The sequence below is a fragment of the Streptomyces sp. NP160 genome (assembly GCF_006335115.1).
Lineage (GTDB): Bacteria > Actinomycetota > Actinomycetes > Actinomycetales > Quadrisphaeraceae > Quadrisphaera.
Genome location: NZ_VDMJ01000028.1, coordinates 20,081 through 46,444 on the forward strand (window position 1 = coordinate 20,081; position 26,364 = coordinate 46,444).

The following is a 26,364-nucleotide window of genomic DNA, read 5'->3' on the forward strand; positions in this document are numbered from 1 at the left end:
GTCAGGTCTGGTCGAGCGTGATGGTGGCCCAGACGCCCTTGCCGGCGCCGCCGCCGGGGCCCTCGTCGCTGACGCCCCAGTGCACCGACAGCCCCTCGACCAGCTGCATCCCGCGCCCGCTCTCGGAGTGCCACGGCACCTCGGCCTCGTGGCGCCGCGGCTCGCTGGTGGAGGAGTCGTGGACGCCCACCACCACCTGCTCGACGTTGCAGAGCAGCGTCAGCACCACGGGTGGCCGGCCGTGCTCGACGGCGTTGGTGACCAGCTCGCTGACCACGACGAGCGCCGCGTCCAGCGCGCCGCCCGCGTGCGCCGGGCACAGGTGGTTGCGCGCGAAGCGCCGTGCAGCGCCCGGTGCCGTCGGGGTGTGGTGCAGCACCACCCGGGCGTGCTCTCGGTGCACGGGGGGCGCTTCGGGGTCGGCGGGAGCATCAGTGGTCACAGCAGTCCCACTGTGACACGGCGCTGTGATCGCGGCGCGCCGTGCGGCACCCGTTCGCGCGGTGCGTCGCGGACGACCCGTCAGCACCGCCGCGCGACGCGGAGCGCGTCGCGCTTGTCCCGGCCGCGGCGCTGGTGCGATCGTCGCGGTCAGCGCCGCAGGCACGACCGCCGGTCCTCTGGCGGCGACGGCCCTCGCGGAGGAGGTTCGTCCGTGCGTCGTCTGGTGGTGGCCGAGGTGGAGGCCCGCGACCTCACCACCTGTCGCCTGCTGGCCGCCTTCGAGCGGCGGCGCGAGCAGCTGCTCCCGGTCGCCTTCCTCGCCTTCGACGACGCCGTGCAGCTCGTGCACACCGCCCCGAGCCACCGGCGCCGCGGCATCGGGTCGGCTCTGCTCGCGCGGGCGCGCGAGCAGGTGCCGGCGCTGTCCTACTCCGGCGACCACACCGAGCAGGGCGCGCGGTGGGGCCGGGCGCGCGGGCTGGACGTCCCGCACGCCGAGGCCTTCACCCCCGACGCCGAGGTGGCCTGGACGGCGTCCGCGGTCTACCTCCACCTGACGCACGCCGAGCCCGAGGAGCTGCTGCAGATGCGCCCGCTGCGGCTGGCGCGCACGGGGCTCCTCGGGCGCCTCCGACGGCGAGGGCTGCTCCGCCGGCGGTGAGCCCGGCTCGCCACCCGCGGCGCCTCAGCGCAGGGCGGCCCCGAGCCGCCGGGCGGCCTCCTCCAGCGCACCCGGTGGCTCGGCCGCGTACCCGAGCACCAGGCCCGCGGGCCCTGGGCGCAGCCGGTGCATCCCCAGCGGCTGCACGCGCACGCCGGCGCGTGCGCAGGCGGCGGCCGCCTCGGCGTCGTCGCGCTCCGCCCACGCCGTCCCCTCCAGCGTCACGAGCAGGTGCAGACCAGCGGCCACCCCGTGCACGCGCGCGCCCGGCAGGTGCTCGCGCAGCCCCGCCAGCAGCGCGTCGCGGCGGGCGCGCTGACGAGCGCACCCGCCGGAGGTGGCGGTCCAGGTCACCGCCCGCCAGGAGCCGCGCCAGCACCAGCTGCGGCAGCGAGGGGCTGGCGATGTCGCTGGCGTGCTTGGCGGCGAGCAGGTCGGACCGCAGGTGCTCCGGGGCGACCAGCCACCCCAGCCGCAGCGCGGGTGCGAGCGACTTGCTGGTGCTCCCGGTGTGCAGGACGACGTCGGGTGCGCTGGCCTGCAGCGCGGGCACCGGAGGCCGGTCGTAGCGGTGCTCGGCGTCGTAGTCGTCCTCCACCACCAGACGACCGGGCTGCGCCTGGCACCAGGCCAGCAGCGACCGGCGGCGCTCGGGCGAGAGCACCACGCCCGTCGGGTACTGGTGGGCGGGCGTGAGCACGGCCACCCGCGGCCCGTCCGGGCCCGACGCCGCCAGCGCCTCCACGTCCAGGCCACCGGCGTCGACGGGCACCCCCACGCCGCGCAGTCCCCAGTGCGCCAGCTCTTCGCGCGCTCCCCGCGAGCCCGGGTCCTCCACGGCCGCCGACCGGTGGCCCCGGGCCACCAGCACCTGCGCGGTCAGCGCCAGCGCCTGGGCCACCCCTGACACGACGAGCACCTCGTCCGGGGCGGCGCGCACGCCGCGGGTGCGGGCCAGCCACCCCACCAGCTGCTCGCGCAGCACCGGGTGACCGCGCGGGTCGGGGTAGCCGAGGTCGCGGGCGCTCGCCGCGCTCAGCACCTCCCGCTCCGCGCGGAGCCACGCGGTGCGGGGGAAGGCCGACAGGTCGGGCACGCCGGGCCACAGGTCCAGCACCGAGGCGCCCTCGACGGACGCGGGTGGGCCACCGACGGGCCGGTGGAACCCCGGACCGGTCGCCGGTGCCTCGCGCGGCACCCGGACGGGGGCGACGAGGCCGGCCGCCACGCGCGTTCCGGCACCGGCGCGACCGGTGAGCAGCCCCTCGTCCACCAGTCGCGCGTAGGCCCCCACGACCACGCCGCGGGAGACGCCGAGGTCAGCGGCGAGGACGCGCGTGGAGGGCAGCAGCGCGCCCCGGGCGAGGCGCCCGTCGAGGACGGCCGCCCGCAGGTGGGCCGCCAGCCACTCGCCGGTGCCGCGCGGGGGAGCGGCGGCGCGGTCGAGCTGCAGGAGGTCGGCGCCGGGCGACCGCCCGGGGGTGTCGGTGGTGTCCATCGGTCCTGCAGTCTGCCCCGGTGATGGACCTCGATCGAGGACCGTCTGGCGACCAGGCTGGCGGTCCATGAGCACCGTGGTCACCGACCGACCCACCACCGGCCCACGCGGACGACTGGCCAGCGCCGCGGTCGCCTGCGGGGCCGCCGCGATGGCCTTCGTCGGCGGCAGCACGGCCGTGTCCGGGCTGCTGTCCGACGCCCCGCTGGCCACCGCGCAGGCCGTCCGCTACGGGCTCGCCTGCCTGCTGCTGCTCGGCGCCGCCCGGCTCGTCCGGGAGCCGGTGCGCCGCCCCCGCGGGCGCGAGTGGCTCTGGCTCGGGAGCACCACGGCCGCGGGGCTGCTGCTCTTCAACGTGGCGCTCGTGCGCGGCGCCGCGCACGCCGAGCCCGCCGTCTTCGGGGTGGCGGTCGCGAGCGTCCCCCTCGTGCTGGCCCTGCTCGGGCCCGTGCTGGAGGGGCGGCGCCCGACCGCGCCGGTCGTGACGGCCGCCGGAGTCGTCACCGCGGGCGCGGCCCTGGTGACCGGGGTCGGGCGCGCCGACGGGGCGGGCGTCGCGTGGGCCGTCGTCGTCCTGTTCTGCGAGGTGGGGTTCACGCTGCTCGCCGTGCCGGTGCTCGCCGCCCACGGCCCCTGGGGCGTCTCGGTGCACACCACCTGGCTGGCCGCCGTCGGCTTCGGCGCGGCCGGCCTGCTGGCCGAGCGGCCGTGGAGCGCGGGCACGGCGCTGACCGGTCCCCACGTCGCAGCCGTCGTCTACCTCGCGGTGGGGGTGACGGCGGTGGCGTTCGTGCTGTGGTTCAGCGCCGTGCGAGGGCTCGGCTCCGGGCGGGCGGGGCTCCTCACCGGCGTCGCGCCGGTGGCGGCAGCCGCGGCCGGTGTGCTGCTCGGCGGCCCGGTCCCCGCCGCGGGGGTGTGGGTGGGCACCGCCGTCGTGGGCCTCGGGCTCGTGGTCGGGCTGCGCGCGTCGGGCACGATGCGGCAGTGACGCGACGCGTGGGACTGCTGCTCTTCGACGAGGTCGAGGTGCTCGACGCCTGCGGTCCGTTCGAGGTCTTCTCGGTGGCCGCCCGGGTGGCCGCCCGTTCCGGCGGGGAGCCGCCGTTCGAGGTGGTGCTGGTCGCAGCGGGGGACCAGGACGACGACGGCGAGCCCCGCGTGCGGGCGCGCGGTGGGCTCCGCCTGGGGGCCGACGTGCGCCTGGCCGACGCCCCGGACTGCGACGTGGTGCTCGTGCCCGGGGGAGTGGTCGACGTGGTGGCCGCCGACCCGGGCGTGCTGGCGTGGCTGCGGCGCTGCCGCCCCGGGGCCGAGGTGGTCGCGTCGGTGTGCACCGGCGCGTTCGTGCTCGCGGCCGCCGGACTGCTCGACCAGCGGCCCGTGACCACGCACTGGGAGGACCTGGACGACCTGCGCGCCGACCACCCGCAGCTGCACGTGGTCGGCGACGTCCGCTACCTCGACCACGGCGACCTCGCCACCAGCGCCGGCATCAGCGCCGGCCTGGACCTGGCGCTGCACCTGGTGGCGCGGCTCGGGGGCCTCGAGCTGGCGACGGCCACCGCCCGGCAGATGGACTACGCCTGGCGCGACGCCTGAGGGGGGCGTGCGTCGTCGCGCAGCCGGCCGGCGCGGTCCAGGCGGAGCCGGCGGGTGAGGTCCAGCCGGTCGAGCACGGCGTCGTCGTGGCTCACCACGAGCAGCGCGCCGCGGTAGGAGCGCAGCGCGTCGACCAGCTGGTCCACCGTGGCGAGGTCCAGGTCGTTGGTCGGCTCGTCCAGCACGAGCAGCTGGTGCGCCGGCTCGGCGAGCAGCAGGCGGGCCAGCGCCACCCTGAACCGCTCGCCGCCGGACAGGTCTCCCACCCGCCGCTGGGCGGCGTCCCCGCGCAGCAGGAACCGCGCCAGCGCGTGGCGCACCTCCTGCTCCTGCCGCCCGGGTGCCGCCGCCCGCACCTGGTCCAGAGCGCTGGCGCTCTCGTCGAGGCCGTCCCGGCGCTGCGGCAGGTAGCCGACCCGGTCGGTGAGCAGCTCACCCCACGGCCGCCGCTCGTCCCGCCCGGGACCCGCTCCGCGCACGAGCGCCTCCAGCAGCGTGGTCTTGCCGGCCCCGTTCGGTCCGGTCAGGGCCACCCGCTCGGGGCCTGCCAGCACCACCGCGCTCAGTCCGGGCCCCTCGTCGGCGTCCCCGGTCCCCGGGGGCGCCGCGGCAGCGCCGTGCAGCACGGCGAGCCGGCGACCCGCGGGCAGGTGCGGGTCCGGCAGGTCGATCCGGACGGCGTCGTCGTCGCGGACCCGGGCGCTGGCCTCCTGGAGAGCCTCCCGGGCGGCGACGACGTCGTCGTCGAGCTCCTGGCGCAGCCGCCCCGCCGACGCCTCCGCCTTCCCCTTGAGGGCGTTCGCCACGATGGGCGGGTACCGGTTCTTCTCCTTCATCGACGCCGCGTACCGCTCCCGGCGCGCCAGCTTCACCTCCGCCTCGGCCCGCTGGCGGCGCTCGCGGCGCAGCACCTGCTCCGCGGCGGCCTCCGCGCGCAGCGCCGCGGCCTGCTCGGCGTCGAGGTGGGCCCGGTAGGCGCTGTACGGGCCCGCCACCGACCGCGTCCGGCTGCTGTGCAGCTCGGTGGTGGTCTGCATCCGCTCCAGCAGCGCGACGTCGTGGCTGACCACCACCAGCGCCCCGCGCCACCCCTCGACCACGGCGCCCAGGCGCTCGCGCGCCTCGCGGTCGAGGCTGTTGGTCGGCTCGTCGAGCAGCGTCACCGCGTGCGGGTCGGCGTCGGCGCGCAGCCGCAGCCCGGCGAGCGCCACGAGCACCGCCTCGCCGCCCGAGAGCTGGCCGACGCGCCGCTCGAGCGCGCCCTCGGGCAGGCCGAGGGCGTCGAGGACGGCGCTGGCGCGGGACTCGACGTCCCAGTCGTCGCCGACGCGCTCCACGAGCGCGGTGGCGCGGCCGGCGCCGGCGTCTCCGCGCTCGAGCTCGCGCAGCGCGTCGAGGGTGTCGGCCACGCCCAGCAGCTCGGCGACCCGCACGCCCGTGCCCAGGGTGAGGCGCTGGGGGAGCAGGGCCACCTGGCCCGCGGTGCTCACGGCTCCGGCCGTCGGGCGCAGCTGGCCCGCGACGAGGCGGAGCAGCGTGGTCTTGCCGGAGCCGTTGCGACCGACCAGGCCCGTGCGGCCCTCGGTGAACGTGCCGGTCAGCCCGTCCAGCACCACGGTGCCGTCCGGGTGCTCGAAGGACAGGTCGCTGAGGACGACGACGGGCGGCGCGGCGGCGTGGGCGGGCGCAGGGGTGTGCTGGGACGGGGACATGCGGGGGCTCCGGACGGTCGGCGGCGGTGCGCTGACCGGCGGTGCTCCTCCCGCGTCGCGGGCGGAGGCCGGTTCAGCGCGCGGTCAGCGCGGTGCCGGAGGTCTCCACCGGTGCCCCTTCCGTCGACGACAGGACGGCGACCATGCTGCGCCCGCCGGCGCCGGGGCGCCAGCGGTTTCCGGGGGCCGCAGCCGTGGCCCCGTCTGCACCCCCGGGGGCTCACTCGGCAGGGGCCACCGCTGCCGGCCCCGCTCCAGCCGCTGCTCGCCGCTGCGCGGCAGCACGGAGGTGACCGACCGCCAGCCTCGCCACCAGCACCGTGAGCACGGCGGTGATGACCACCCCTGCGGTCGGCAGCACGTCCAGCACGGCGATGGCGGCGAAGCCGGTCACCTGGGTGATGAGCACGAAGCCGCCGGCGTCGTACAGCCGTGAGGCCTCTGCGGGGGTGCGCCGCTGGACCGCGCGCGCCGCCCGCGCGGCCTGGCCCGCGGCCACGGCGGCCAGCACCCCGAGCCCGACGAACACCACGTGCGCCACCGTGGGCTGGTCGCGCCACCCGGAGGCCACCGCCGCCGCCAGGGCCAGCGCCATCACCGCGGTGGCCGCGACGAGCACCACCGCAGCCGTCCGCGCCGCCCGTCGGGGCAGCCCGCGGGGGAGCAGGACGACGACGGCGGCCAGCAGCGAGGTGACGGCCGCTGCCGCGTGGACGGAGACGAGGGCCGCGTGCACCCCTCGACGGTCCACCCCGGTGACCTGTGCGCGGCAGCGGCGACCGGCGGGCGGCGCCCTCCACCGACCGGTGGGTCCCGGTGGAGGGTCGAGGGGCCAGCCCCTCGACGCGACCCGCTCCGCAGGGCCAGTCTCGAGGCGTGGACCTCATCACGGCAGAGCGAGCCCTGCAGGACGCCCAGCGCACCGCCGACGTCGACGCGCTGGACGCGCTGCTGCACCCGCTCGTCGTCGCCGCGGGACCCGACGGCGCGGTGTTCTCCAAGGAGGACGACCTGAGCAGCCACCGCTCGGGCGCGCTGCGCATCACGAGCCTCGTGGAGGAGCAGCTGGAGGTGGAGGAGGCGGGAGCGACCGGCGTCACGCGCCTGGTCGCCTCGGTCGAGGCGGTCCAGGGCGGAGGGCCGGTGACGGCCCGGCTGCGGTACACGCGCCTGTGGGTGCGTGACGGCGAGGCGTGGCGGGTGCTCGCCGCGACCATCACGCCCCTCGCGGACGGTCCCGCGCCGGCCTGACGCCGCGCCTCAGCCCGCGGGCGGGCCCCCCTCGCGAGGGAGCGCGCGGCGTGCCAGCGGCGAGGCCAGCAGGGCGTCGGCGGCGTCCTCCACGATCCGGCGGCCCTGCTCGCGGGAGACGCGGCCGCTGGTGACGAGCGCTGCCGTGCCCTGCAGCGTCGCGGCGAAGAGCAGCCCGAAGCGCTCGCGCTCGTGCGCGTCGTCGTCGTCCGCCGGCGGCGACAGGGCGCTGTCGAGGGTGCCGAACAGCCGCGCCGCGGCGTCCCTGACGCGGTCCGAGCCCCCGTCGACCTTGGCCGAGAACATCAGCTCCACGAGGGCGGCCTCGTCCACGGCGAAGTCGACGTAGGCCCGGCCGACGCGGCGCAGGCGGTCCGCGCTGCCGGTGGAGGCGTGCAGGGCCGACCGGATGCTCTCGGTGAACCTGTCGAAGCCGCGCTCGGCGAGGCTGTCGAGCAGCGCCTGCCGGTCGATGAAGTGGCTGCGCGGCGCCCCGTGGCTCACGCCCGTGCGGCGCGCCAGGTCTCGCAGGGACAGCGCCTCGACGCCGCTCTCCCGGAGCACGGTCTCGGCCTCGTCGAGCAGGGCCGCCCGCAGGTTGCCGTGGTGGAACGGCCGCGACGTCACCGGCCGAGCATAGCCTGATCTAGACGTTGCCTAGTTACTAGTCAGCGTCTAGATTCATCCGCATGGCCACCTCCGGACCCACCGTCCCCACCACCGACGTCTCCGGGCTCCGCGGCCGCACCGCGGTGGTGACCGGGGCCAGCAGCGGCATCGGCCTCGCGACCGCGCGGGTGCTCGGCGCCGCCGGCGCCCGGGTGGTGCTGGCCGTGCGCGACCTCGAGAAGGGCCGGCGGGCGGCGGCCACCGTGCCGGGGGAGGCCGTCGTGGCCCACCTCGACCTGGCGGACCTGGGGTCCGTGCGCGCCTTCGCCGACGGCTGGCGGGAGCCCGTCGACCTGCTCGTCAACAACGCCGGGGTCTCGTCGCCCACCCTGCAGCGGACCCGCGAGGGCGTCGAGCTGCAGTTCGCCACCAACCACCTCGGGCACTTCGCGCTCACCAACCTCCTGCTGCCGCGGGTGGCGGGCCGTGTGGTGTCGCTGTCCTCCCAGGCCGAGCGCGCGGGGCGCCTGCCGCTCGACGACCTCGGCTGGGAGCGCAGGCGGTACACCGAGTCGCGCGCCTACGCGGCGTCCAAGCTGGCCACCCTGGTCTTCACCGCCGAGCTGCAGCGGCGCCTGTCCGCCGCGGGGTCACCCGTCCTCGCCACCGCCGCGCACCCCGGCTACGTCGCGACGGGGATGACGGGACAGGGCACCGGCGCGCTGGCGCGGCTGCTGCTGCGGCTCGCCCAGGCCTCGGAGGACGGCGCGCTGCCGGTGCTGCTGGCCGCGACCGGCGACGTGCCGGGCGGGGCGTTCACCGGGCCCGAGCGGCTCCTGCACATGCGGGGCGGAGCCCAGCTCATCGGCCGCTCGAGGCGCGCGCAGGACCCGGCGCTGGCCCGTCGGCTGTGGGAGGTCTCCGAGCGCGCCAGCGGCACCTCCTTCCCCCTGTGAGCGCGGCGCGGGAAGCGGGGCGCGGGCCGGCGGGGTTGCACGGGCATGAGCACCGACGAGGAGCTGCACGCCCTGCTGGCGTCGTCACGGCTGGGGGTGCTGGCCACGATCAAGCGCGACGGGACGCCGCAGCTGTCACCCGTGACCCCCTTCTACGACAGGGAGCGCGGAGTCGTCCTCGTGTCCGTGACGGAGGGCCGCGCCAAGACCGCGAACCTGCGTCGCGACCCGCGCGCCGCGCTGGAGGTGACGAGCGCCGACGGCTGGTCGTGGGCGACGGCGGAGGGGTCGGTCGAGCTCACCGGCCCGGGCACCTCACCGGTCTCCGCGGAGGTCGAGGCGCTGGTCGACCACTACCGCCAGGCCGCTGGCGAGCACCCCGACTGGGCCGAGTACCGCGAGGCGATGGTGGCCGACCGCCGCGTCCTCGTGACCCTGCGCGTGGAGAAGGTCTACGGCGCCACGGTGCGCTGATCGCACGCGGCCCTGGCTCTGGCGCAGGGCGGCCGGTCGCCGGTAGCGTGCCGAGCGTGATCAGCGCCGTGCGCCGTCTGTGGTGGCCGCCCTCCTAGGGCGGGCACTCCGCAGCGCACCAGCGCCTCGCAGTCCCTCAGCCCTCACCGGCTGACGGGTCTCGCGCGAGCAGCGCCCCTCGGTCGGTCCCGACCCAGGAGCACCCATGACCACACCCCAGCAGGGCTCGTCCGGCTTCGGCGACGTGCTCGTCAGCGCCCGGTCCCTCGCCGAGTACCGCGGGATGTTCGGCCTCACCGACGCCGACCTGGCGGGCACCGTGCTCGACTGCCCCGGCGGAGCCGCGTCCTTCACCGCCGAGGCCCGCGGTCGGGGGGTCGACGTCGTCGCCGCCGACCCCGCCTACCCGCCACCAGGGCCGAGCGACGAGCGGGGTCGCGCGCTGCGGCGGCTCGGGGAGCGCGCGGCGGCCGAGGCCGAGCGCGGGTCCGCGTGGGTGCGCGAGCGCGCGGGGGACTTCGTGTGGACGTTCTTCCCCACCCCGCAGGAGCACCTCGCCCAGCGCCTGCGCGCCGCGGCCGTCTTCACCGAGCACGCCGCGGCGGAGCCGGAGCACTACGTGCAGGCGAGCCTGCCGCAGCTGCCCCTCGGCGACGGCGTCGTCGACCTCGTGCTCTGCTCCCACCTGCTCTTCACCTACGCCGACCGCCTCGACGACGCCTTCCACCTCGCGGCGCTGCGGGAGCTCGTCCGCGTCGCGCGTCGCGAGGTGCGCGTGCACCCGCTCGTCGTCGTCGGCGGAGACCGCGAGCACGAGGGCCTGGCGGCGCTGCTCGAGCAGCTGGCCGATGACGGTGTCGCCGCCGACCTCAGGCCCACGGGCGGGTACGCCTTCCAGCGCGGAGCGGACCGGGTGCTCGTGCTGCGCCGGAGGACGATGGCGGGGTGAGCGTCCTCGTCGTCATCGCGGGCCCGCAGGCGTCCGGCAAGAGCACGGTCGCGTCCGCGCTGGGGGAGCGGCTGCGGGAGCAGGGGGAGGTGGTGGCGGTCGTCGAGCTCGACGCGCTCGCCGCCATGGCCCTGCCCACCCTGCCCGGCTGGGACGTGGCGCACCGGGTCTACGAGGTCGTGACGGGGCTGTGGCTCCGGTCCGGGACGACGTGCGTCATCGCCGAGGGAGGTGGCTCGCAGGCGGAGGTTGACCGGGTGGTCCGGCAGGCGCCCGCCGGCACCGCAGTGCTGACCGTCGGGACGACGACGAGCGCGGCCGTGGCCCACGAGCGCGCCCAGGCCGACCCCACCCGCGGCCTCTCCCGGCAGCTCGACTTCCTCACGGGCGTCTACGACAGCTGGGCGGGCGAGCTGGACCGGATCGCCCCCGACGTGGTGCTCGACACCACCGCGTCGACCGTCGAGGAGTGCGTGGCGTCCCTCGCGCGGGAGGTCGGGCGGCGGCGCGGCGCCCCTGTCGCGCCCGGCCCGTGAACCGCGAGACTCCCGCCGTGGACACCGTGCGCGGCTGTGCCGCGACCCTCGGCGGGACAGCGGTCGTGCGCCTGGGCTCGTGGGCGTGGGCCCTGGCGGCCACCTCCGTGCCGGCGGTGCGCGCCGCCGAGGCCCGGGCCCTGGGTGACGGGCACATCGCGGAGGTGCCCGGCCTGGACGAGCTGGCGCTGGGACCCGCGGCGCAGCGGTGGGGTGCGCGGCGCGGTCGCGCCGGTGCAGGGGTCGGGCTCCTGGCCGTCGGCGGGGGCGTGCTCTCCCTGGTCGTCACCGGCCCGCCGGGGCCAGCATCAACTACGACGGGCTGCCGCTCGTCGGCGGGGGCGTGCTGGTCGGAGCCCTGGTGCTCGGTGTGCACCTGGCTCTGCGACCGCTCCTGACGCTGCAGCGCCCTGCGGGGGAGAGGCCGGCTGAGGCACGGCTGCACGGCCGCTGACGGCGCTGGTCCGTCGTCGTCGGGGGCGTGCGGCCGGCGTCGGTCTCTCGGGAGGGCGTGCCCGGCGAGGCGTGGTTAGCGTGGTGCGGTGGACACCTTTGCCCTCGGCAACCTCTCGGTGCACCGGATCGGCTTCGGCGCGATGCAGCTGCCCGGCCCGGGCGTCATGGGACCTCCGCGGGACCGCGACGCCGCCATCGCGGTGCTGCGGCGGGCCGTCGAGCTGGGCGTCGACCACATCGACACCGCCCAGTTCTACGGGCCCGACGTCTCCAACGAGCTCATCCGGGCCGCGCTGCACCCCTACCCGGACGACCTCGTGCTGGTGTCCAAGGTGGGTGCCGTCCGCGACGCGGACGGCGGCTGGCTGCCCGCGCAGCGGCCTGAGGAGCTCCGGTCGGCCGTCGAGGACAACCTGCGCTCCCTGGGCGTGGAGCAGCTCGGTGCGGTCAACCTGCGCCTCCACGACGGGGAGTCCGTGGCGCTGGAGGACCAGCTGGCCGAGATGGTCGCGCTGCGCGAGGAGGGCAAGATCGCCGGCGTCGGCATCTCCACGGCCACCCGCGAGCAGGTCCAGCAGGCGGTGGAGCAGGCGGGGATCGTGTGCGTGCAGAACGCCTTCAGCCTGCTCGACCGGTCCGACGCCGACGTGGTCGAGCTCTGCCACGGGGCGGGCGTCGCCTACGTGCCCTACTTCCCCCTCGGGTCGGCCTTCCCCGGCACCCCCAAGGTGGTGGAGGACCCGGCGGTGCTCGCGGTCGCCGCGCGCACCGGTGCCACCCCGGCCCAGGTGGGCCTGGCGTGGCTGCTGGCCCACCGCGACAACGTGCTGCTCATCCCGGGGACCTCCAGCGTCGCGCACCTCGAGGAGAACGTGGCCGTGGCGGACGTGCAGCTGTCACCGCAGGACCTGGAGGAGCTCGAGCGCGACCGCTGAGCGGCGGGGGTGTCGGGTGCGATGACTTCCGGTGGGCCGACCGGTCACCCCTCCACGCACACCGTCCGACGAGGGGACCCGCCATGACCGCACGAGTGATCGAGAAGACCGTCGACATCGCCGCCCCGCCCGAGCGCGTGTGGCACGTGCTCCTCGACGACGTCACGTACCGCGACTGGACGTCGGTGTTCGCGGAGGGGTCCTACGCGGACACCGACTGGCAGGAGGGCAGCGTGGTCCGCTTCCTCGGTCCCGAGGGCGACGGGATGCTGGGGCGCGTCGTGGCGAACCGCCCGCACGAGCTGGTCGACGTCGAGTACGACGGCTTCGTCTCCGGCGGCCAGCCGGTCACCGAGGGCGAGGCGGCCGCCGAGTACCGCGGGACCCACGAGACCTACCGCCTCGAGGCGGTGGAGGGCGGGACGCACCTGGTCGTCTCCGCGCCGATGGGCGAGGAGCACTACGACGCGATGGTGGGGGCGTGGGACGAAGCGCTCGTCCGCGTGAAGCAGCTCGCCGAGGAGGCCCCGCCGGCCGCGTGAGAACGGCCCCGGCGACCGCAGCTGCACCGCGCGGCCGCCACTGGCTCGGCGGCCTCCACCGTGCGGCGAGGCTACGCAGCGCGGGTGGCGACCAGGTCGAGTGCGGCGCTGCGCGCACGTGCCGCAGCTCCGGGGTCGCCGCCCGCCGTCATGACGACGAGGGTCCCCTCGTAGAGCAGGTGGAGGTGGCCCCCGAGGTCGGGATCGCCCGCCAGGGCGTCCAGCAGCGCGCGCATCCACGCCTTCTCCGCGCGGATGACGGGGACGGCGGGGTGGTCGCCGTCGCCGACCTCGGCGAAGGTGTTGACGAAGGCGCAGCCGCGGCGCTGCCCACCCATCCACGTCTCCAGCACCTCGAACAGGCGACCCACCCGCTGCTGGCGGGCCAGGGACGGGTCCGCCGACACCTCCAGCGACTCGAGCTCGGCCAGCACGTGGGCGCGCCAGCGGTGGGCCCGGCGCAGCAGGTACAGGGCGACCAGGGCGTCCTTGGAGCCGAACCGGTCGTAGAGCGTCTTCTTGGTGGTGCCCGCGGTGTCGGCGATGAGGTCGACGCCCACGGCACGCACCCCACGGCCGTAGAACAGGTCGCTGGCGGCGTCCAGGAGGCGCTCACCGGCCGCGGTCAGGACCGGCAGCGGCTGCAGGACGGGCCGCAGGGCCGGTGGGGTCGCAGCGTCGAGGACCGTCAGGGCGTGAGCGGGCAGGGACACGGGACCACCTCTCCTCGGGACACTGCGAGTATACCGACCGGTATGGTTACCTGCCTCGCATGTCCCTACCGGATGGTGCCTCCCCGTCGCGATCGAGGTCCGGGCGGTGAGCGCCCGTGTGCTGGCCGTGGCCCTCGTGCTCTTCTGGAGCTCGGGGTTCATCGGCGCTGAACTCGGGTCCTCCAGCACCGACGCCGCTACGGTGCTCGCCTGGCGCTGCCTGGTGCCGGCGCTCCTGCTGGCTCCCCTCCTGCCGCGGCGATGGCGGCGCTGGCCCGCCCGCGAGTGGGGCCGCCAGGTGGTGCTCGCGGTCCTCTGCCAGGGCCTCTACCTCGCGGGCATCTACTGGGGGGCGGCGGCCGGCGTGCCCGCGGGGACCTCAGCGCTCATCGGCTCCCTGCAGACGGCGCTCGTCCTCGTCGCCGTGGCCGTCGCGAACCGGCGCCCGGTGAGCCGGAGGCACGTGGCCGGGCTGGCGGCTGGGACCGCCGGCGTGGCGCTGACCGCCGTCGGGGACGTCGGAGCGGGAGCCTCGCTCCTGGCGCTGCTGCTGCCGGTCGCGGCGGTGCTGTCCCTCGCCGCGGGCACGGTGCTCCACGAGCGCTGGGGAGCGGGCAGCACGCCGACGATGCCGCTGGCGCAGAGCCTGGCCCTGCAGTGCTCGGTCGCCGCAGTGCTGACCTCCGGGGCTGCCGCTGCGACCGGGGACCTCCTGCCGCCGCCCTCGGCGGGCTTCTGGGTGGCGCTGGCCTTCGCCGTCGTCGCCGGGCTGGGCAGCTACGCCTGCTACTACCGCGCGATCGACGTCCTCGGGGCCGACCGGACCAACGCCCTGCTCTACCTCACCCCCGCCGTGACCGCGGTGTGGGCTGCGGCGGTGTTCGGCGACGACCTCCGGGTCACCACCGTGCTCGGGCTGGCGCTCAGCGGCGCCGGGGCGGCCCTGCTGCTGCAGCTGGGGTCGTTGCGTCCGGAGGTGCGGCGCGCCCCGGTGGCCCCACCGCCCGACGGGCTGCGCTGAGCGGTAACGCCCCGACGCGAGGGTGCGGGCTGCAGGTGGGCGGAGGCAGCAGGCGCGCTCGTCTCGGAGGCGGGGGCGTTGTTGGTGGGGTCGTCCACGTGGGCTCCTCGCTCGCCCGTCGGCTGGTCGCAGAGGTGTGTCGCTGACTCCCTCGATCGTCGCGGGAGGGCGGGGTCGAGCCGGGGCGGCGACCACCGGGGGCGTGCGAGAAGGTGGGGGCGTGGTGCGCATCGCCGTCGTCTCGGACGTCCACGGCAACCTCACCGCCTACCGCGCGGTGCTGGAGGACGCCGACCGGCGCGGCGCCGACGTCGTCCTCAACCTCGGGGACGTCGCCGGGAAGGGGCCCCGGGGCTCGGAGTGCGTGCAGCTCACGCGCGAGCGCTGCGCGCTGACCGTGATGGGCAACTGGGAGGTCGTGCTCTCGGACCTGTCGCGCCGGATGGTGCACCCCGGCATGCAGTGGTGGCGCGCGGAGCTGTCCGACGACGACCGCGCCTGGATGCGCTCCCTGCCGCTCGCCCACCACCTGCTGCTCTCGGGACGGCAGGTGAGGTTCGTGCACGCCTCCACCGACAGCCCGTTCACGCGCATCTGGCGCCACCACAGCAAGGAGGAGTTCGACTCCTTCTTCGAGGCCACGCCGCTGACGGAGCGCGACGGCCCGACGCCCACCCCCGACGTCGTCGTCTACGGCGACCTCCACCACGCCTACAGCGAGGTGATCGACGGCCGCACGCTCATCAACTGCGGGTCGGCGGGCAACCCCCTCGACGAGGACCCGCACCTGTCGTACCTGCTGCTGGAGGGAGAGCTGGACTCGGCCGAGGCCGCGCCCTTCACCTACCAGTTCGTGCGGGTGCCGTACGACGTCGACGCCGAGGTGGCGGTGGCGCGCGAGCTGGCCATGCCGCTGACCGCGGAGTACGAGGTGGAGCTGCGCACGGGCGTGTACCGCTCGCTGCACGTGGAGCGCGGCCTGCGGACCCCGCCGCCGGAGGCCTGAGGAGACGCGCACGACGTGCGCGTCGCCGTCCTGACCGGTACACCGGGGCGGTGATCGACTCGACCGAGGCGTCCGCCGGCCTGGAGGGCACGGCCTCCACCGCCACCCGCGAGGAGCTGTTCCAGCTGGCCCGCCGCCGCGGCCTGCGCGTGACCCGGCGGATGACGCGGCCCGCGCTCATGGAGCTGCTCTCCGCCGGCGGCGACGCGGAGCCGTCCGGGCCCGGCGCCCCCGACCACGGCGGTGACGGCGAGCCCCCGGCGGCCTCCCGCGTGGAGGCGTTCACGCTGCTCGCCCAGCGCCGGGCGGCAGGGGAGATGGTGCTGCTGCCGCGCCTGCTCACCGGCACCGAGCGGCGCATCCACGTGCGCCAGACCATCCGCGAGGACCACCAGACCCGCATCGCCACGCATGACGAGGAGGCGCGGGAGAAGTTCGACAAGCTCGCCGCCTCGCCGTTCTCCTTCTTCCGCGGCACCGCGCTGCTCTTCTACCGCGACATGGCCGGGGAGGACCCGTGGATGCCGACGGTGCTGTCCGCCGGTGACGTGCACCCGGACAACTTCGGGGTGGTGCCCAACCGCGACGACGTGCCGGTCTTCGGCATCGACGACTACGACGAGGCCGCCTACGCCCCCTTCACGTGGGACCTCAAGCGCGGGGCCACGGGCTTCATGGTGGCTGCGGAGAGCGAGGGGCAGAAGGGCGGGGCGCGGCAGCGGAGCACCGCCGAGGCGTTCGTGCGCGGGTACGCCGACGCGATGCGCGCCTACGCCGCGGACGCCACGGAGGCCTTCGACGAGATGCGCCGCGACAACGCCCCACCGCTCATCGCCGACCTGCTCGACCACGCCGTGCGCGGCTCCCGCGCCGCATACCTCACCAGCAAGTACCTCGACGACACCGGCCGGCGCTTCGCTCCCAGCAGGAAGATCGTGCCGGTGAGCAGCCGCCTGGCCGAGTTCCAGGAGCTCGTGGACCGGTACGTCGAGGAGAACGAGATCGAGGTGCCGCCCCGCGCGGACGGCATGCGCGTCAAGGACGTCGCCGTCCGCAAGGGTCAGGGCACCGCCTCCCTCGGGCTGGCCCGCTACTACCTGCTCATCGGCGGCGCCGACGAGCGCGGCACCGACGACCTGCTGCTCGAGGTGAAGCAGGCCCGGCGCTCCGCGCTCGCAGGTCTGGTGCCGCCGTCGGACATCAGCCCCGACGACCACGAGGACCACGCCGACCCCTCCGTGGGCGGGGACGACCCCGACGGCGGCGCCTCCGCGCGCCACGGCGCCCGGATCGCCCACGCGCAGCGCGTGGCCATGGTCAACGGCGGGGTCTTCTACGGCAGCGTCCAGCACGGCGGCGACAGCTACCTCGTGCGCGAGCGCAGCTGGTACCGCGACAGCGTGGACCTCACGTCCCTGTCCGGGCAGGGCTGGCTCGACTACGCCCGCGTCTGCGGCCGCGTGCTGGCCAACCTGCACGCCCGCTCCGACGAGGCCGGCCGCGTCGACCACGACGTCGAGCCGGAGATCCTCTCCGCGATGGCGCCGCTGGACCTGTTCGTGGAGGACGTCGTCGAGTTCGCCGCCGAGGCCGCCGACCGGGTGCGCACCGACCACGGCACCTACCGGCGCGACCACGCCCACGGGGCGTTCTCCAAGGTGGACCGGGTCTACCGCTGAGCGGCGGCCCGGTGCCGGAGCAGCCGGTCGGTCGGCGCTGGTTGGATCGCGGCGTGGAGGAGTGGCGCGAGGACCGGGTCGGATCGGCGCTGAGGGGCGAGAACCCGCGCGTGTTCGCGCGGATGCCGGCGGCCTTCGCCACCATGGGCGAGGCGCAGTTCCTCCCCGGCTACTGCGTGCTGCTGACGGACGACCCCGCAGTCACGCGGCTGTCCGACCTGGCGCCCGCCGCTCGGCGCGACTACCTCGACAGCGTCGCCGCCCTCGCCGAGGCGGTGGAGGGGGCGTGCGCCGCAGCAGACCCGGCCTTCCGGCGGGTCAACGTCGAGATCCTCGGCAACGCCAGCCCGTTCCTGCACACCCACGTCTGGCCCCGCTACGCGTGGGAGCCGGACCACGTGGTCCGGCGCCCGGTGTGGGTCTACCCGATCGAGCGCTGGCACGAGCCCGCCACTGCGCTCGGACCCCAGCACGACGCGCTGCGGCAGTCCATCGCGGACCGGCTCTGACGCCTGCCGTCGTCGTCCCGCGCGTCAGAGGCCGAGCAGCAGGGTGGCCGCCAGCGAGGCCATGACGACGGCGATGACCGCGTCGAGCACCCGCCAGGCGACGGGCCGGGCGAACAGCGGTCGCAGCAGGCGCGCGCCGAAGCCCAGCGCGGTGAACCAGATGATGCTCCCCGCACCCGCGCCGGCGGCGAACCACCAGCGCTCGGCGCCGTGCGTGCTGGCGATGGACCCGAGCAGCACCACCGTGTCGAGGTAGACGTGCGGGTTCAGCCACGTCAGCGCCAGGCACGTGGCGAGGGCAGCCGCGAGGGTGGTGCTGCTCCCGGCGGTGTCGGCGCGCAGCGCGGCCTCGCCGCCGGCGGGGCGCAGGGCGCGGCGCGCGGCCAGCACGGCGTACCCGGCGAGGAACAGCGCCCCCGCGACCCTGACGACGACGAGGGCCGGCGGCCACGCCTGCAGCGCGGCTCCCGCTCCGGCGACCCCGGCCACGATGAGGGCGAGGTCGGACAGCGCGCAGACGGCGACGACGCCGAGCACGTGCTCCCCGCGCAGCCCCTGGCGCAGCACGAAGGCGTTCTGCGCGCCGATCGCCACGATGAGCGACAGCCCCAGGCCGAGGCCGGAGGCGGCGGCGAGCAGGTGGGGGTCCGAGGTGAGGAGCACGGGAGTGACGCTAGGGAGCGCGCCGGTGTGAAGTCCATCGACACTCTCTGCACTTGGTGAAGCAGCGCTTAACGTGTGGGTCGTGGACCTCGACCTGGGACAGCTGCGGGCGCTGGCCGCCGTCGTCGACGCCGGCACGCTCGAGGCCGGGGCCCGGCAGCTGCACGTCACCACCTCGGCGGTGAGCCAGCGGCTGCGGGCCCTGGAGCAGGCCACCGGTCGCGTCCTGCTCGTGCGCTCGCGGCCGGTGCGGCCGACGAGCTCCGGCGAGGAGGTGCTGCGCCTGGCCCGCCAGGTGTCGCTGCTCGTCGCCGACGCGGCGGCCGCCCTGGGACAGGACACGGGCGACGGCGCTGCCGGTGCGGGTCCAGCGCGCCCGCCCGTGCTGCCCCTGGCCGTCAACGCCGACTCCCTGGCCACCTGGGTGCTGCCGGCGCTGGCCCACCTCGCCGGCCCCGAGGCGGAGGTGTGCCTCGACCTGCGCCGAGAGGACCAGGCGCACACCGCGCGGCTGCTGCGCGACGGCACGGTGGTCGGCGCGATCACGGCGGACGCCGTCGCCGTCCCCGGCTGCTCGGTGCGGCCCCTCGGCGCCATGCGCTACCTGGCGGTGGCCACCCCGGAGGTGGCCGGTCGCTGGTCGGACGACCGGGGGAGCGCGCCCGTGGTGGTCTTCGACCGCGACGACGACCTGCAGGACGCGTGGCTGGCCGCTCGGGCCGCCGCGGGGGAGCGCCTCGACCCGCCGCGCCACCACGTCCCCGCGTCGGTCGACTTCTCCGAGGCCGTGCGCCTCGGCTGGGGGTGGGCGCTGCTGCCGCAGGCGCACGCCGCCGCCGACCTGGAGGCCGGGCGGCTGGTGCTCCTCGACGAGGCGCCGGTCGACGTGCCGCTCTTCTGGCAGCAGTGGAAGCTGCGCAGTCCCGCGCTCGACGCCGTCGCGGCGGCGCTGGCCTCCGCGGCGCGCACCGCCCTCGTCCAGCCCCCCTCCCCGTGACCATGGACCTCCCGCGCGCTCTCCGGCCGTGATCATGGACCTCCCGAGCGCGGCGCGCGGTCAGCGCAGCGGCGGGGCCGTGTCGTCGCCCTCGGCGCGCGGCCCGTGGATGCGCCGCTCGGACTCCTCGATGCGCACGTCGTCGATGCTCGCCTCGCGCCGGCGCATGAGGCCGTCGGCGTCGAACTCCCACAGCTCGTTGCCGTAGGAGCGCCACCACTGGCCGTCGACGTCGCGGCACTCGTACTGGAACCGGACGGCGATGCGGTCGTCGGTGAACGCCCACAGGTCCTTGCGCAGCGCGTAGTCGAGCTCGCGCTCCCACTTGCCGCGGAGGAACGCGGCGATCTCCTCCCGGCCCCGCAGGAACGTCGAGCGGTTGCGCCACTCCGAGTCGGGCGAGTACGCGGCGGCCACGCGCTCGGGGTCGCGGGTGTTCCAGGCGCCCTCGGCGGCCCGCACCTTGGCGCGGGCGGTGGTCGCGTCGAACGGGGGGAGGGGCGGTCGCTGCTCGCTCACGGCTGCAGTCTCTCGACCGGGCGGGTCTCTCGCGCGGCCGGAAAGTGCTCTGGACGTCCGTGATCACGGGGAGGGGTGGGGGGCGGCTCTAGGCTTGACCCCCGTGAGCAGCACGACGCAGGCCCCCGTGACGATGCGACGCCTCGACCTGCGCGGCCAGCACGTCGACGCGCGCGAGCTGCGCAGCCGCATGCCGCGCGCGGAGGTCGACGTCGAGGCAGCGCTCGCCGTCGTCCGCCCGGTGGTCGACCAGGTGCGCGAGGGCGGCGCCGACGCCGTCCGCGACCTCGGCGAGCGCTTCGACGGCGTCCGCGTCACCGACCTGCGCGTCCCGGCGGCCGCGCTGGCCGCCGCGCTCGAGGCCCTCGACCCCGCCGTCCGAGCCGCCCTGGAGGAGTCGATCCGGCGCAGCCGCCTCGTGCACGCCGACCAGCGGCGCAGCGACGTGGTGACGCAGGTGGTCGACGGCGGCACCGTCACCGAGCGCTTCGTGCCCGTCCAGCGGGTGGGCCTGTACGTGCCCGCCGGCGTCGCGCCGCTGCCCAGCAGCGTGGTGATGAACGTCGTCCCGGCGCAGGAGGCCGGCGTGGAGAGCCTCGCCGTCGCCACCCCGCCGCGCCGCGGTAGCGGCCCGGACGCCGCCCTGCCCGACCCGACCATCCTCGCCGCGTGCGCCCTGCTCGGCGTCGACGAGGTGTACGCGGTCGGCGGCGCGCAGGCCGTCGCGATGCTCGCGCTCGGCGCCCGCGAGGCCGACGGCTCCCAGAGCTGCCCCCCGGTCGACCTCGTCACCGGCCCCGGCAACATCTACGTCACCGCCGCCAAGCGCCTGCTGCGCGGTGTCATCGGCACCGACGCCGAGGCCGGCCCCTCGGAGGTCGCCGTGCTCGCCGACGACACCGCCGACCCCGAGCACGTCGCCGCCGACCTCATCAGCCAGGCCGAGCACGGCGAGGCGTCCGCCGCGGTGCTCGTCACCGACAGCGCGGCGCTGGCCGACGCCGTCGACGAGGCCCTCGCCCGCCGCGTCCCGGCGACGCGGCACGGCGAGCGGGTGGCGGTGGCCCTGGCCGGACCGCAGTCGCTGGTGGTGCTCGTCGACGACGTCGAGGCGGGCCTCGCCGTCGTCGACGCCTACGGCAGCGAGCACCTGGAGATCCAGACCCGGGACGCCGCCGCCGTGGCCGCCCGGGTGCGCAACGCCGGTGCGGTGTTCGTCGGGGCCTACGCCCCGGTCTCGCTGGGCGACTACTGCGCCGGGTCCAACCACGTGCTGCCCACCGGCGGCACCTGTTCGCACACCGCGGGGCTGAGCGTCGCGACGTTCCTGCGCGGCATCCACGTGGTCGAGTACTCCAAGGAGGCGCTGGCCGACGTCGCGCCGCACGTGCTCGCGCTCGCCGGCGCCGAGGACCTGCCCGCCCACGGCGAGGCCGTCTCCGCCCGCCTGCCCTGACGCCGCCGCACCCGTCCAGCGGGGCTCGACGGCTGTCGGTGGTCGGTGCTGGGATCGGGGCATGAGCCGCCGCACCCGTCCGTGGCCCGCGGGCCTGCCGTGCTGGACCGACCTCGCCTCGCCCGACCCGGCCGCGGCGCGCGCCTTCTACGCCGCCGTGCTCGGGTGGGAGTTCCGCCTGCGCGGTGAGGGGCCCGACGCGTACGCGCACGTCGTCGTCGACGGCGAGGTGGCGGCGGGGCTCGGGCCCGTCACCGAGGCGCAGTCGGCGGGGTGGTGCGTCTACCTCGCCACCGACGACGCCGAGGCCACCGCCCGCGCGGCCGTCGCAGCGGGCGGCCGCGTGGTCGCCGGCCCCGAGGCGATCGGCCCGCAGGGCCGGGTGCTGTTCGTCGCCGACCCGTCCGGTGCCGTCACCGGTGCCTGGCAGGCGGGGGCGCTCATCGGCGCGAGCGTCGTCAACGAGCCCGGCGCCCTGGTCTGGGAGGACCTGCGCAGCGCGGACCCCGACGCCTCGCGCGCCTTCCTCCGGGAGGTCTTCGGGCTCGAGGCGGACACCTTCGACGGCGCCCCCGACGGGTACACCACGCTCCGCCTCGCCGGGGAGCAGGTCCCGTGCGGTGGGGCGGGGCCGCTGTTCGGCGCACCCGGTCCGGGCTGGCTCGTGTACTTCCTCGTGCCCGACACCGATGCCGCGGTGGCCGCCGCCACGGCGGCGGGCGGCGGCGTGGTGGGCGCACCCGACGACACGCCGTTCGGCCGCATGGCCGTGCTGACCGACCCGCACGGCGCGCGGTTCGCCGTGATGCGGGCACCGGACGGGGCGCCCCAGCCCGACAGGTCGTGACGGCGGAGCTGGGCGCCGGCGGTGACGACCCCGGCGCCCTCGTCGGCGCCGCCGTCCGCGCGCGCCGCACGGCAGCGGGCCTGTCGGTGGCGGAGCTCGCCCGCCGCGCCGGGGTGTCCGGACCCTTCGTCAGCCAGCTCGAGGGCGGGCGCTCGTCGGTGAGCATCCCGGTGCTCTACCGGCTGGCGTCCGCGCTCGGCTGCGCCGCCAACGACCTCCTGCCGCTCACGGGGGAGCTGCGCCGCACCACGCGCGCCGGCGAGGGACCGCGCTACCGGGTGAGCGAGGACGACGACGAGGGCCGGCCGCCCCAGCGCTCCCGGCTGCTCACGCGCACCGGCGAGGGCGTGCTGCTGGAGGCCCACCACTACGTCATCGACCCCGGAGACGCCGAGCAGGACTGGTTCTCCCAGCCGGGGGAGGTGTTCGTGCACGTGCTGCGCGGTCACCTGGCCGTGGAGTTCGCGGACGGGTCGAGCACCGACCTGGGCCCCGGCGACTCGCTGCACCACGAGGGCGAGGTGCCGCACCGCTGGGTGCTGCGCCCGGGTCCCGACGGAGCCGTCGAGCCGGCCGAGGCCCTCGCCGTCGTCACGGCGGCGAGGAAGCCGTAACACGACCGTCACCCACCTTTCGTAAGCAGCACTTACGGTCAGGGGTCATGAGCGCTGGTTTCGAGGTCCCCGTCGTCGACATCTCCCCCTACGTGACCGGTGGCAGCGACGCCGAGCGCGCCGCCACCGCGACGGCCATGGACGCCGCGTGCCGCACGGTCGGCTTCGTGCAGGTGGTCGGCCACGGCGTGCCCGAGGAGGTGGCCGACGGGCTCGCGTCGGCGGTCGACGACTTCTTCGGGCTGCCGCTGGAGACCAAGAAGCAGCTGCGCGCTCCGAGGGGCGTCAACCGCGGCTACACCCCGCCCAAGAGCGAGAACCTCTCGCTGTCGCTGGGGGTGGAGGCGGCCAGCCGCATGAACGACTTCTTCGAGGCCTTCAACACCGGCGCCGCCGTCAGCGACTACCCGGACGCTCCGGTCGCGCTCGACCCGGCGCACTACCCCGAGGACCTGTGGCCCGGTGAGGACCTCGTGCCCGGCTTCAAGCGCCGCGTCCAGGCGTGGGAGGCCGAGGCCGGTCGGGTGGCCCGCACGCTCACCGACGTCTTCGCCGACGCGCTCGGCCTGGAGCCGGGCTGGTTCCGCGGCGTCACCGGCCACAGCCTCGACGTGCTGCGCATGAACAACTACGCGCTGCCGCCCGGCACGGTCGACCTGGACGGTGACCTCACGGGCATGGGCGAGCACACCGACTACGGCATCGTCACCGTGCTGTGGGCCGACCGGGTCCCCGGCCTGCAGGTGCTCGGCGCCGACGGCGGCTGGCACGACGTCATGCCCGCCGACGGCGCGCTGCTGGTCAACCTCGGTGACGTCATGGCGCGCTGGACCAACGAGCGGTGGATGTCGACCCTGCACCGCGTGAAGCCGCCGATCGTCGACGGGACCATCGAGCGGCGCCGCTCGGCGGCGTTCTTCCACGACGGCGACGTCGACGCCGTCATCACCGCCCTGCCCGGGACGGTCGAGGACGGCGAGGAGCCGCTCTACCCGCCGATGACCGTGGGGGAGCACATCGCGGCGAAGCTCGCCGGCTCGCGCGACCTGCGGAAGAACGCCGACGCCGCGCGCGAGGCCGCCCGGGTGCTCGCCTCGACACGCTGACCGCTGACCCCTCCCGAACCGCAGCCGAGGGCCTGGTCGCGGTTCGGGAGGGGGAAGACGCGCCGTCGTCAGAGGATGGGGCGGCCTCCGGTCACCGCGATGCGGGCGCCGCTGATGTAGCTGCCCTCGTCCGAGGCCAGCAGCACGTACACCGGCGCCAGCTCCGCCGGCTGCCCGACGCGACCCAGCGGGGTCTCCTCCCCGAAGTGCTCGACCTTCTCCTCCGGCATCGTCGAGGGGATGAGCGGCGTCCAGATCGGGCCCGGCGCCACGGAGTTGGCCCGGATCCCGCGCTCGCCGAGCAGCTGCGCCATCGACGCCGTCATGTTGGCGATCGCCGACTTGGTCGCCGCGTAGGGCAGCAGCTGGGGCGAGGGGTTGTCGGAGTTCACGCTGGACGAGCCGATGATCGACGAGCCCGGCCCCATGTGCGGCAGCGCCGCCTTGGTGAGGTGGAAGAACGCCGACAGGTTGGTCGCGATGGTGCGGTCCCACTCCTCGTCGGGCGTCTCCTCCAGCGAGTCGCGGCTCATCTGGAACGCCGCGTTGCTCACCAGCACGTCGATGCGGCCGAACTCCTCGACCGCCTTCGCGATGACCGCGCGGCAGTGCGCGGGGTCACCGAGGTCACCCGGCACGAGCACGCACCGCTGACCCGCCTCCTCGACCCAGCGCCGGGTCTCGGCGGCGTCCTCGTCCTCGCTGAGGTAGGAGACCAGCACGTCGGCGCCCTCGCGGGCGTAGGCGATGGCCACGGCACGGCCGATGCCGCTGTCGCCGCCGGTGATGACGGCCTTCTTGCCGGCGAGGCGGCCGGAGCCGCGGTAGCTCTGCTCGCCGTGGTCGGGGGCCGGGTCCATCGCGGCGGTGGTGCCGGGGACCGACTGCTGCTGCGCGGGCTGGGACACGGTGGTGCTCCTCGGGGTGGCGCGAGGGCCGTCGCGCTCGACCCGGTGCCGGGGCACTACCCCGCGTCCGCCCGCTGACGCACCGCCTGGAGCGGGACTTCCTTGATCGTCGCTGGTCACGCGGGCGTGGGAGACGGGGGTGCGGCTGCGGCAGGGCAGAATCCCCCCACGTGGCAGACGCAGCACCCACGCCCACGAGCTCGCGCGACGGGCGCCCACCCGCCCCTGGCCGCCTGGGCGGTCTCGACAGGTACTTCTCGATCACGGCCCGCGGGTCGACGGTCGGGAGGGAGGTCCGCGGTGGCTTCGCGACCTTCTTCACGATGGCGTACATCGTCGTCCTGAACCCGCTCATCATCGGGACGGCGGCCGACGTCGACGGCCGCGTGCTGGGCGTCCCCGCGGTCGCCGCGGCGACCGCCCTCGTGGCCGGCGTGATGACGCTGCTCATGGGCGTGGTCGGCAGGTACCCCTTCGCCATCGCGGCGGGGCTGGGCCTGAACGCCTTCGTGACGTTCTCCGTGGCCTCGCAGATGACGTGGGCCGAGGCGATGGGCCTGGTGGTCGTCGAGGGGATCGTCATCACGGTGCTGGTGCTCACCGGCTTCCGGACGGCGGTCTTCCGCGCCGTGCCCTCCCAGCTCAAGACGGCCATCGGCGTCGGCATCGGCCTGTTCATCGCGCTCATCGGCTTCGTCGACTCCGGCTTCGTGCGCACCCCCGCGGGCGGCGGAACGCCGCTGGAGCTGGGCGTCGGAGGCAGCCTCACGGGCTGGCCCACCGTCACCTTCGTGGTGGGCCTGCTGCTCACCCTCGTGCTCATGGCCCGGAAGGTGAAGGGCGCGATCCTCATCGGGATCATCTCGGCGACGGTCTTCGCCGTCGTCGTCGAGGCGGTCACGGGCGTGGGCCCGCGCACCGCCGCTGACGGCGCGACCAACCCCTCGGGCTGGAGCCTCGTGGTGCCGCAGCTGCCGTCGCAGCTGGTCGGCACGCCCGACCTGTCGATCATCGGAGCGGTCGACCTGCTCGGCGGCTTCGCCCGCGTCGGCGTCGTCGCTGCGGTGCTCGTCATCTTCACGCTGGTCCTGGCGGACTTCTTCGACACCGTCGGCACCGTGACCGGCGTGACCGCCGAGGCCGGACTCCTCGACGCCGACGGCCAGGTCCCCGGCGTGCAGCGGGTGCTGCTCGTCGACTCGGTGGCCGCGGCGGCCGGTGGCCTCGGCTCGGTGTCGTCCAACACGACCTTCGTCGAGTCGGCCGCGGGTGTCGGCGAGGGCGCCCGGACCGGGCTCGCGAGCGTCGTCACGGGCGTGCTGTTCCTGCTGGCGGTGTTCTTCACGCCGCTGGTGGAGGTCGTGCCGTTCGAGGCCGCCTCGCCCGCGCTCGTCGTCGTCGGGTTCCTCATGGCCACCCAGGTGCGCTCGCTGGACTGGAGCGACCTGGCGCTCGCGGTGCCGGCGTTCCTGACCATCGTGGTCATGCCGTTCACGTACTCGATCAGCAACGGCATCGGCGCGGGGCTGGTCTCCTACGCGCTGCTCATGGCGGTGACGGGGCGCGCGAAGACGGTGCACCCGCTGCTGTGGCTGCTGGCGGCGCTGTTCGTCGTGTACTTCGCGATCGCGCCGGTCGAGTCGCTGCTCGGCGTCCGCTGACCCCGCCCCCACCCCCCGGCCGGCCGTGATCATGGACCTCCGG

General features: G+C 76.0%; 29 protein-coding genes. 20 read left to right on the forward strand and 9 right to left on the reverse strand.

Going from position 1 to position 26,364, the window contains the following annotated elements:
- Position 1: 1 nt before the first annotated feature.
- On the reverse strand, positions 2–442 hold the full coding sequence (locus FHN55_RS22805; protein ID WP_180357859.1) for an ATP-binding protein: 441 nt from the start codon (positions 440–442) through the stop codon (positions 2–4).
- A 505-nt stretch (positions 443–947) separates the two neighbouring features.
- Entirely contained in the window at positions 948–2,603 is a 1,656-nt protein-coding gene (locus tag FHN55_RS14870) for a PLP-dependent aminotransferase family protein (protein WP_257571022.1), read from the reverse strand.
- Positions 2,604–2,670: 67 nt separating this feature from the next.
- Between FHN55_RS14870 and FHN55_RS14875 the strand changes: the two genes are divergently transcribed.
- Both FHN55_RS14875 and FHN55_RS14880 read left to right on the forward strand, forming a co-directional pair.
- On the forward strand, positions 2,671–3,591 hold the full coding sequence (locus FHN55_RS14875) for an EamA family transporter (protein WP_139713114.1): 921 nt from the start codon (positions 2,671–2,673) through the stop codon (positions 3,589–3,591).
- Positions 3,588–4,202 (forward strand): DJ-1/PfpI family protein, encoded by a 615-nt coding sequence (locus FHN55_RS14880; RefSeq protein WP_139713115.1) that lies wholly within the window; start codon positions 3,588–3,590, stop codon positions 4,200–4,202. Before FHN55_RS14875 ends, FHN55_RS14880 begins: the two co-directional genes overlap by 4 nt.
- Here the strand turns inward: FHN55_RS14880 and FHN55_RS14885 are convergent.
- Both FHN55_RS14885 and FHN55_RS14890 read right to left on the reverse strand, forming a co-directional pair.
- Positions 4,181–5,914, reverse strand: a complete 1,734-nt coding sequence (locus FHN55_RS14885; protein WP_139713116.1) for an ABC-F family ATP-binding cassette domain-containing protein — start codon at positions 5,912–5,914, stop codon at positions 4,181–4,183. The genes FHN55_RS14880 and FHN55_RS14885 overlap by 22 nt on opposite strands.
- Positions 5,915–6,134: 220 nt before the next feature.
- A complete protein-coding gene (locus FHN55_RS14890) occupies positions 6,135–6,650 on the reverse strand; it encodes a hypothetical protein (RefSeq protein WP_139713117.1) in 516 nt (171 codons plus the stop codon).
- Between the two features lie 140 nt (positions 6,651–6,790).
- On the opposite strand from FHN55_RS14890, the gene FHN55_RS14895 reads away from it, so the two are divergent.
- Complete coding sequence (locus FHN55_RS14895) at positions 6,791–7,165, forward strand: nuclear transport factor 2 family protein (RefSeq protein ID WP_139713118.1); 375 nt, start codon at positions 6,791–6,793, stop codon at positions 7,163–7,165.
- Positions 7,166–7,174: 9 nt separating this feature from the next.
- On the opposite strand, the gene FHN55_RS14900 is transcribed toward FHN55_RS14895, so the two are convergent.
- Positions 7,175–7,792, reverse strand: a complete 618-nt coding sequence (locus FHN55_RS14900; protein WP_139713119.1) for a TetR/AcrR family transcriptional regulator — start codon at positions 7,790–7,792, stop codon at positions 7,175–7,177.
- A gap of 62 nt (positions 7,793–7,854) precedes the next feature.
- On the opposite strand from FHN55_RS14900, the gene FHN55_RS14905 reads away from it, so the two are divergent.
- From FHN55_RS14905 to FHN55_RS14935, 7 genes are all read left to right on the forward strand, one after another.
- A complete protein-coding gene (locus FHN55_RS14905; protein ID WP_139713120.1) occupies positions 7,855–8,730 on the forward strand; it encodes an oxidoreductase in 876 nt (291 codons plus the stop codon).
- 45 nt (positions 8,731–8,775) lie between these two features.
- The gene (locus FHN55_RS14910; protein ID WP_139713121.1) at positions 8,776–9,204 is read left to right on the forward strand and encodes a PPOX class F420-dependent oxidoreductase; all 429 of its coding nucleotides are present in this window, start codon (positions 8,776–8,778) and stop codon (positions 9,202–9,204) included.
- Between the two features lie 205 nt (positions 9,205–9,409).
- Complete coding sequence (locus FHN55_RS14915) at positions 9,410–10,153, forward strand: methyltransferase domain-containing protein (protein ID WP_139713122.1); 744 nt, start codon at positions 9,410–9,412, stop codon at positions 10,151–10,153.
- The gene (locus FHN55_RS14920) at positions 10,150–10,689 is read left to right on the forward strand and encodes an AAA family ATPase (RefSeq protein ID WP_139713123.1); all 540 of its coding nucleotides are present in this window, start codon (positions 10,150–10,152) and stop codon (positions 10,687–10,689) included. Before FHN55_RS14915 ends, FHN55_RS14920 begins: the two co-directional genes overlap by 4 nt.
- Positions 10,690–10,706: 17 nt before the next feature.
- Complete coding sequence (locus FHN55_RS14925) at positions 10,707–11,087, forward strand: hypothetical protein (protein ID WP_139713124.1); 381 nt, start codon at positions 10,707–10,709, stop codon at positions 11,085–11,087.
- A gap of 144 nt (positions 11,088–11,231) precedes the next feature.
- The gene (locus FHN55_RS14930) at positions 11,232–12,080 is read left to right on the forward strand and encodes an oxidoreductase (protein WP_139713125.1); all 849 of its coding nucleotides are present in this window, start codon (positions 11,232–11,234) and stop codon (positions 12,078–12,080) included.
- Between the two features lie 83 nt (positions 12,081–12,163).
- Positions 12,164–12,622, forward strand: a complete 459-nt coding sequence (locus FHN55_RS14935) for an SRPBCC domain-containing protein (RefSeq protein WP_139713126.1) — start codon at positions 12,164–12,166, stop codon at positions 12,620–12,622.
- Between the two features lie 71 nt (positions 12,623–12,693).
- Here the strand turns inward: FHN55_RS14935 and FHN55_RS14940 are convergent, their stop codons facing one another.
- A complete protein-coding gene (locus tag FHN55_RS14940; RefSeq protein ID WP_257571023.1) occupies positions 12,694–13,335 on the reverse strand; it encodes a TetR/AcrR family transcriptional regulator in 642 nt (213 codons plus the stop codon).
- Positions 13,336–13,441: 106 nt separating this feature from the next.
- Here FHN55_RS14940 and FHN55_RS14945 point away from each other — a divergent pair, with 106 nt between their 5' ends.
- The 4 genes from FHN55_RS14945 to FHN55_RS14960 all read left to right on the forward strand — a co-directional run bounded on the left by FHN55_RS14945 (position 13,442) and on the right by FHN55_RS14960 (position 17,550).
- On the forward strand, positions 13,442–14,356 hold the full coding sequence (locus FHN55_RS14945) for a DMT family transporter (protein WP_139713128.1): 915 nt from the start codon (positions 13,442–13,444) through the stop codon (positions 14,354–14,356).
- Positions 14,357–14,576: 220 nt separating this feature from the next.
- A complete protein-coding gene (locus FHN55_RS14950) occupies positions 14,577–15,362 on the forward strand; it encodes a metallophosphoesterase (protein ID WP_139713129.1) in 786 nt (261 codons plus the stop codon).
- 50 nt (positions 15,363–15,412) lie between these two features.
- The gene (locus tag FHN55_RS14955) at positions 15,413–17,041 is read left to right on the forward strand and encodes a DUF2252 domain-containing protein (RefSeq protein WP_218974692.1); all 1,629 of its coding nucleotides are present in this window, start codon (positions 15,413–15,415) and stop codon (positions 17,039–17,041) included.
- A 53-nt stretch (positions 17,042–17,094) separates the two neighbouring features.
- Complete coding sequence (locus FHN55_RS14960) at positions 17,095–17,550, forward strand: HIT family protein (RefSeq protein WP_139713130.1); 456 nt, start codon at positions 17,095–17,097, stop codon at positions 17,548–17,550.
- A 24-nt stretch (positions 17,551–17,574) separates the two neighbouring features.
- Here the strand turns inward: FHN55_RS14960 and FHN55_RS14965 are convergent, their stop codons facing one another.
- Entirely contained in the window at positions 17,575–18,213 is a 639-nt protein-coding gene (locus FHN55_RS14965; RefSeq protein ID WP_139713131.1) for a LysE/ArgO family amino acid transporter, read from the reverse strand.
- Positions 18,214–18,295: 82 nt separating this feature from the next.
- Between FHN55_RS14965 and FHN55_RS14970 the strand changes: the two genes are divergently transcribed.
- Positions 18,296–19,210 (forward strand): ArgP/LysG family DNA-binding transcriptional regulator, encoded by a 915-nt coding sequence (locus tag FHN55_RS14970; protein WP_139713132.1) that lies wholly within the window; start codon positions 18,296–18,298, stop codon positions 19,208–19,210.
- 60 nt (positions 19,211–19,270) lie between these two features.
- Here the strand turns inward: FHN55_RS14970 and FHN55_RS14975 are convergent, their stop codons facing one another.
- Positions 19,271–19,729, reverse strand: coding sequence for a nuclear transport factor 2 family protein (locus FHN55_RS14975; RefSeq protein ID WP_139713133.1), 459 nt, complete (start codon positions 19,727–19,729; stop codon positions 19,271–19,273).
- Positions 19,730–19,862: 133 nt separating this feature from the next.
- Here FHN55_RS14975 and hisD point away from each other — a divergent pair, with 133 nt between their 5' ends.
- The 4 genes from hisD (at position 19,863) to FHN55_RS14995 (ending at position 23,752) form a co-directional block, all read left to right on the forward strand.
- Positions 19,863–21,185 carry a histidinol dehydrogenase gene (hisD, locus tag FHN55_RS14980; RefSeq protein ID WP_139713191.1) on the forward strand — a complete coding sequence of 441 codons (1,323 nt, stop codon included), beginning with the start codon at positions 19,863–19,865 and terminating at the stop codon, positions 21,183–21,185.
- A gap of 61 nt (positions 21,186–21,246) precedes the next feature.
- Positions 21,247–22,032 (forward strand): VOC family protein, encoded by a 786-nt coding sequence (locus FHN55_RS14985; RefSeq protein WP_139713134.1) that lies wholly within the window; start codon positions 21,247–21,249, stop codon positions 22,030–22,032.
- Positions 22,029–22,646, forward strand: coding sequence for a helix-turn-helix domain-containing protein (locus FHN55_RS14990; RefSeq protein ID WP_139713135.1), 618 nt, complete (start codon positions 22,029–22,031; stop codon positions 22,644–22,646). Before FHN55_RS14985 ends, FHN55_RS14990 begins: the two co-directional genes overlap by 4 nt.
- A gap of 47 nt (positions 22,647–22,693) precedes the next feature.
- A complete protein-coding gene (locus FHN55_RS14995) occupies positions 22,694–23,752 on the forward strand; it encodes an isopenicillin N synthase family oxygenase (RefSeq protein WP_139713136.1) in 1,059 nt (352 codons plus the stop codon).
- Between the two features lie 68 nt (positions 23,753–23,820).
- Here the strand turns inward: FHN55_RS14995 and FHN55_RS15000 are convergent, their stop codons facing one another.
- Positions 23,821–24,660 carry an SDR family oxidoreductase gene (locus FHN55_RS15000; RefSeq protein WP_306821814.1) on the reverse strand — a complete coding sequence of 280 codons (840 nt, stop codon included), beginning with the start codon at positions 24,658–24,660 and terminating at the stop codon, positions 23,821–23,823.
- A 170-nt stretch (positions 24,661–24,830) separates the two neighbouring features.
- Here FHN55_RS15000 and FHN55_RS15005 point away from each other — a divergent pair, with 170 nt between their 5' ends.
- Entirely contained in the window at positions 24,831–26,321 is a 1,491-nt protein-coding gene (locus FHN55_RS15005; protein WP_139713137.1) for an NCS2 family permease, read from the forward strand.
- The last annotated feature ends 43 nt before the right edge of the window (positions 26,322–26,364 follow it).

Coding starts and splice junctions, on each gene's coding strand:
- FHN55_RS14935 (WP_139713126.1), top strand. CDS start 12,164: ATGACCGCACGAGTGATCGAGAAGACCGTCGACATCGCCGCCCCGCCC.
- hisD (WP_139713191.1), top strand. CDS start 19,863: ATGCGACGCCTCGACCTGCGCGGCCAGCACGTCGACGCGCGCGAGCTG.
- FHN55_RS14915 (WP_139713122.1), top strand. CDS start 9,410: ATGACCACACCCCAGCAGGGCTCGTCCGGCTTCGGCGACGTGCTCGTC.
- FHN55_RS14870 (WP_257571022.1), bottom strand. CDS start 2,603: ATGGACACCACCGACACCCCCGGGCGGTCGCCCGGCGCCGACCTCCTG.
- FHN55_RS14985 (WP_139713134.1), top strand. CDS start 21,247: ATGAGCCGCCGCACCCGTCCGTGGCCCGCGGGCCTGCCGTGCTGGACC.
- FHN55_RS14875 (WP_139713114.1), top strand. CDS start 2,671: ATGAGCACCGTGGTCACCGACCGACCCACCACCGGCCCACGCGGACGA.
- FHN55_RS14905 (WP_139713120.1), top strand. CDS start 7,855: ATGGCCACCTCCGGACCCACCGTCCCCACCACCGACGTCTCCGGGCTC.
- FHN55_RS14885 (WP_139713116.1), bottom strand. CDS start 5,914: ATGTCCCCGTCCCAGCACACCCCTGCGCCCGCCCACGCCGCCGCGCCG.
- FHN55_RS14995 (WP_139713136.1), top strand. CDS start 22,694: ATGAGCGCTGGTTTCGAGGTCCCCGTCGTCGACATCTCCCCCTACGTG.
- FHN55_RS14910 (WP_139713121.1), top strand. CDS start 8,776: ATGAGCACCGACGAGGAGCTGCACGCCCTGCTGGCGTCGTCACGGCTG.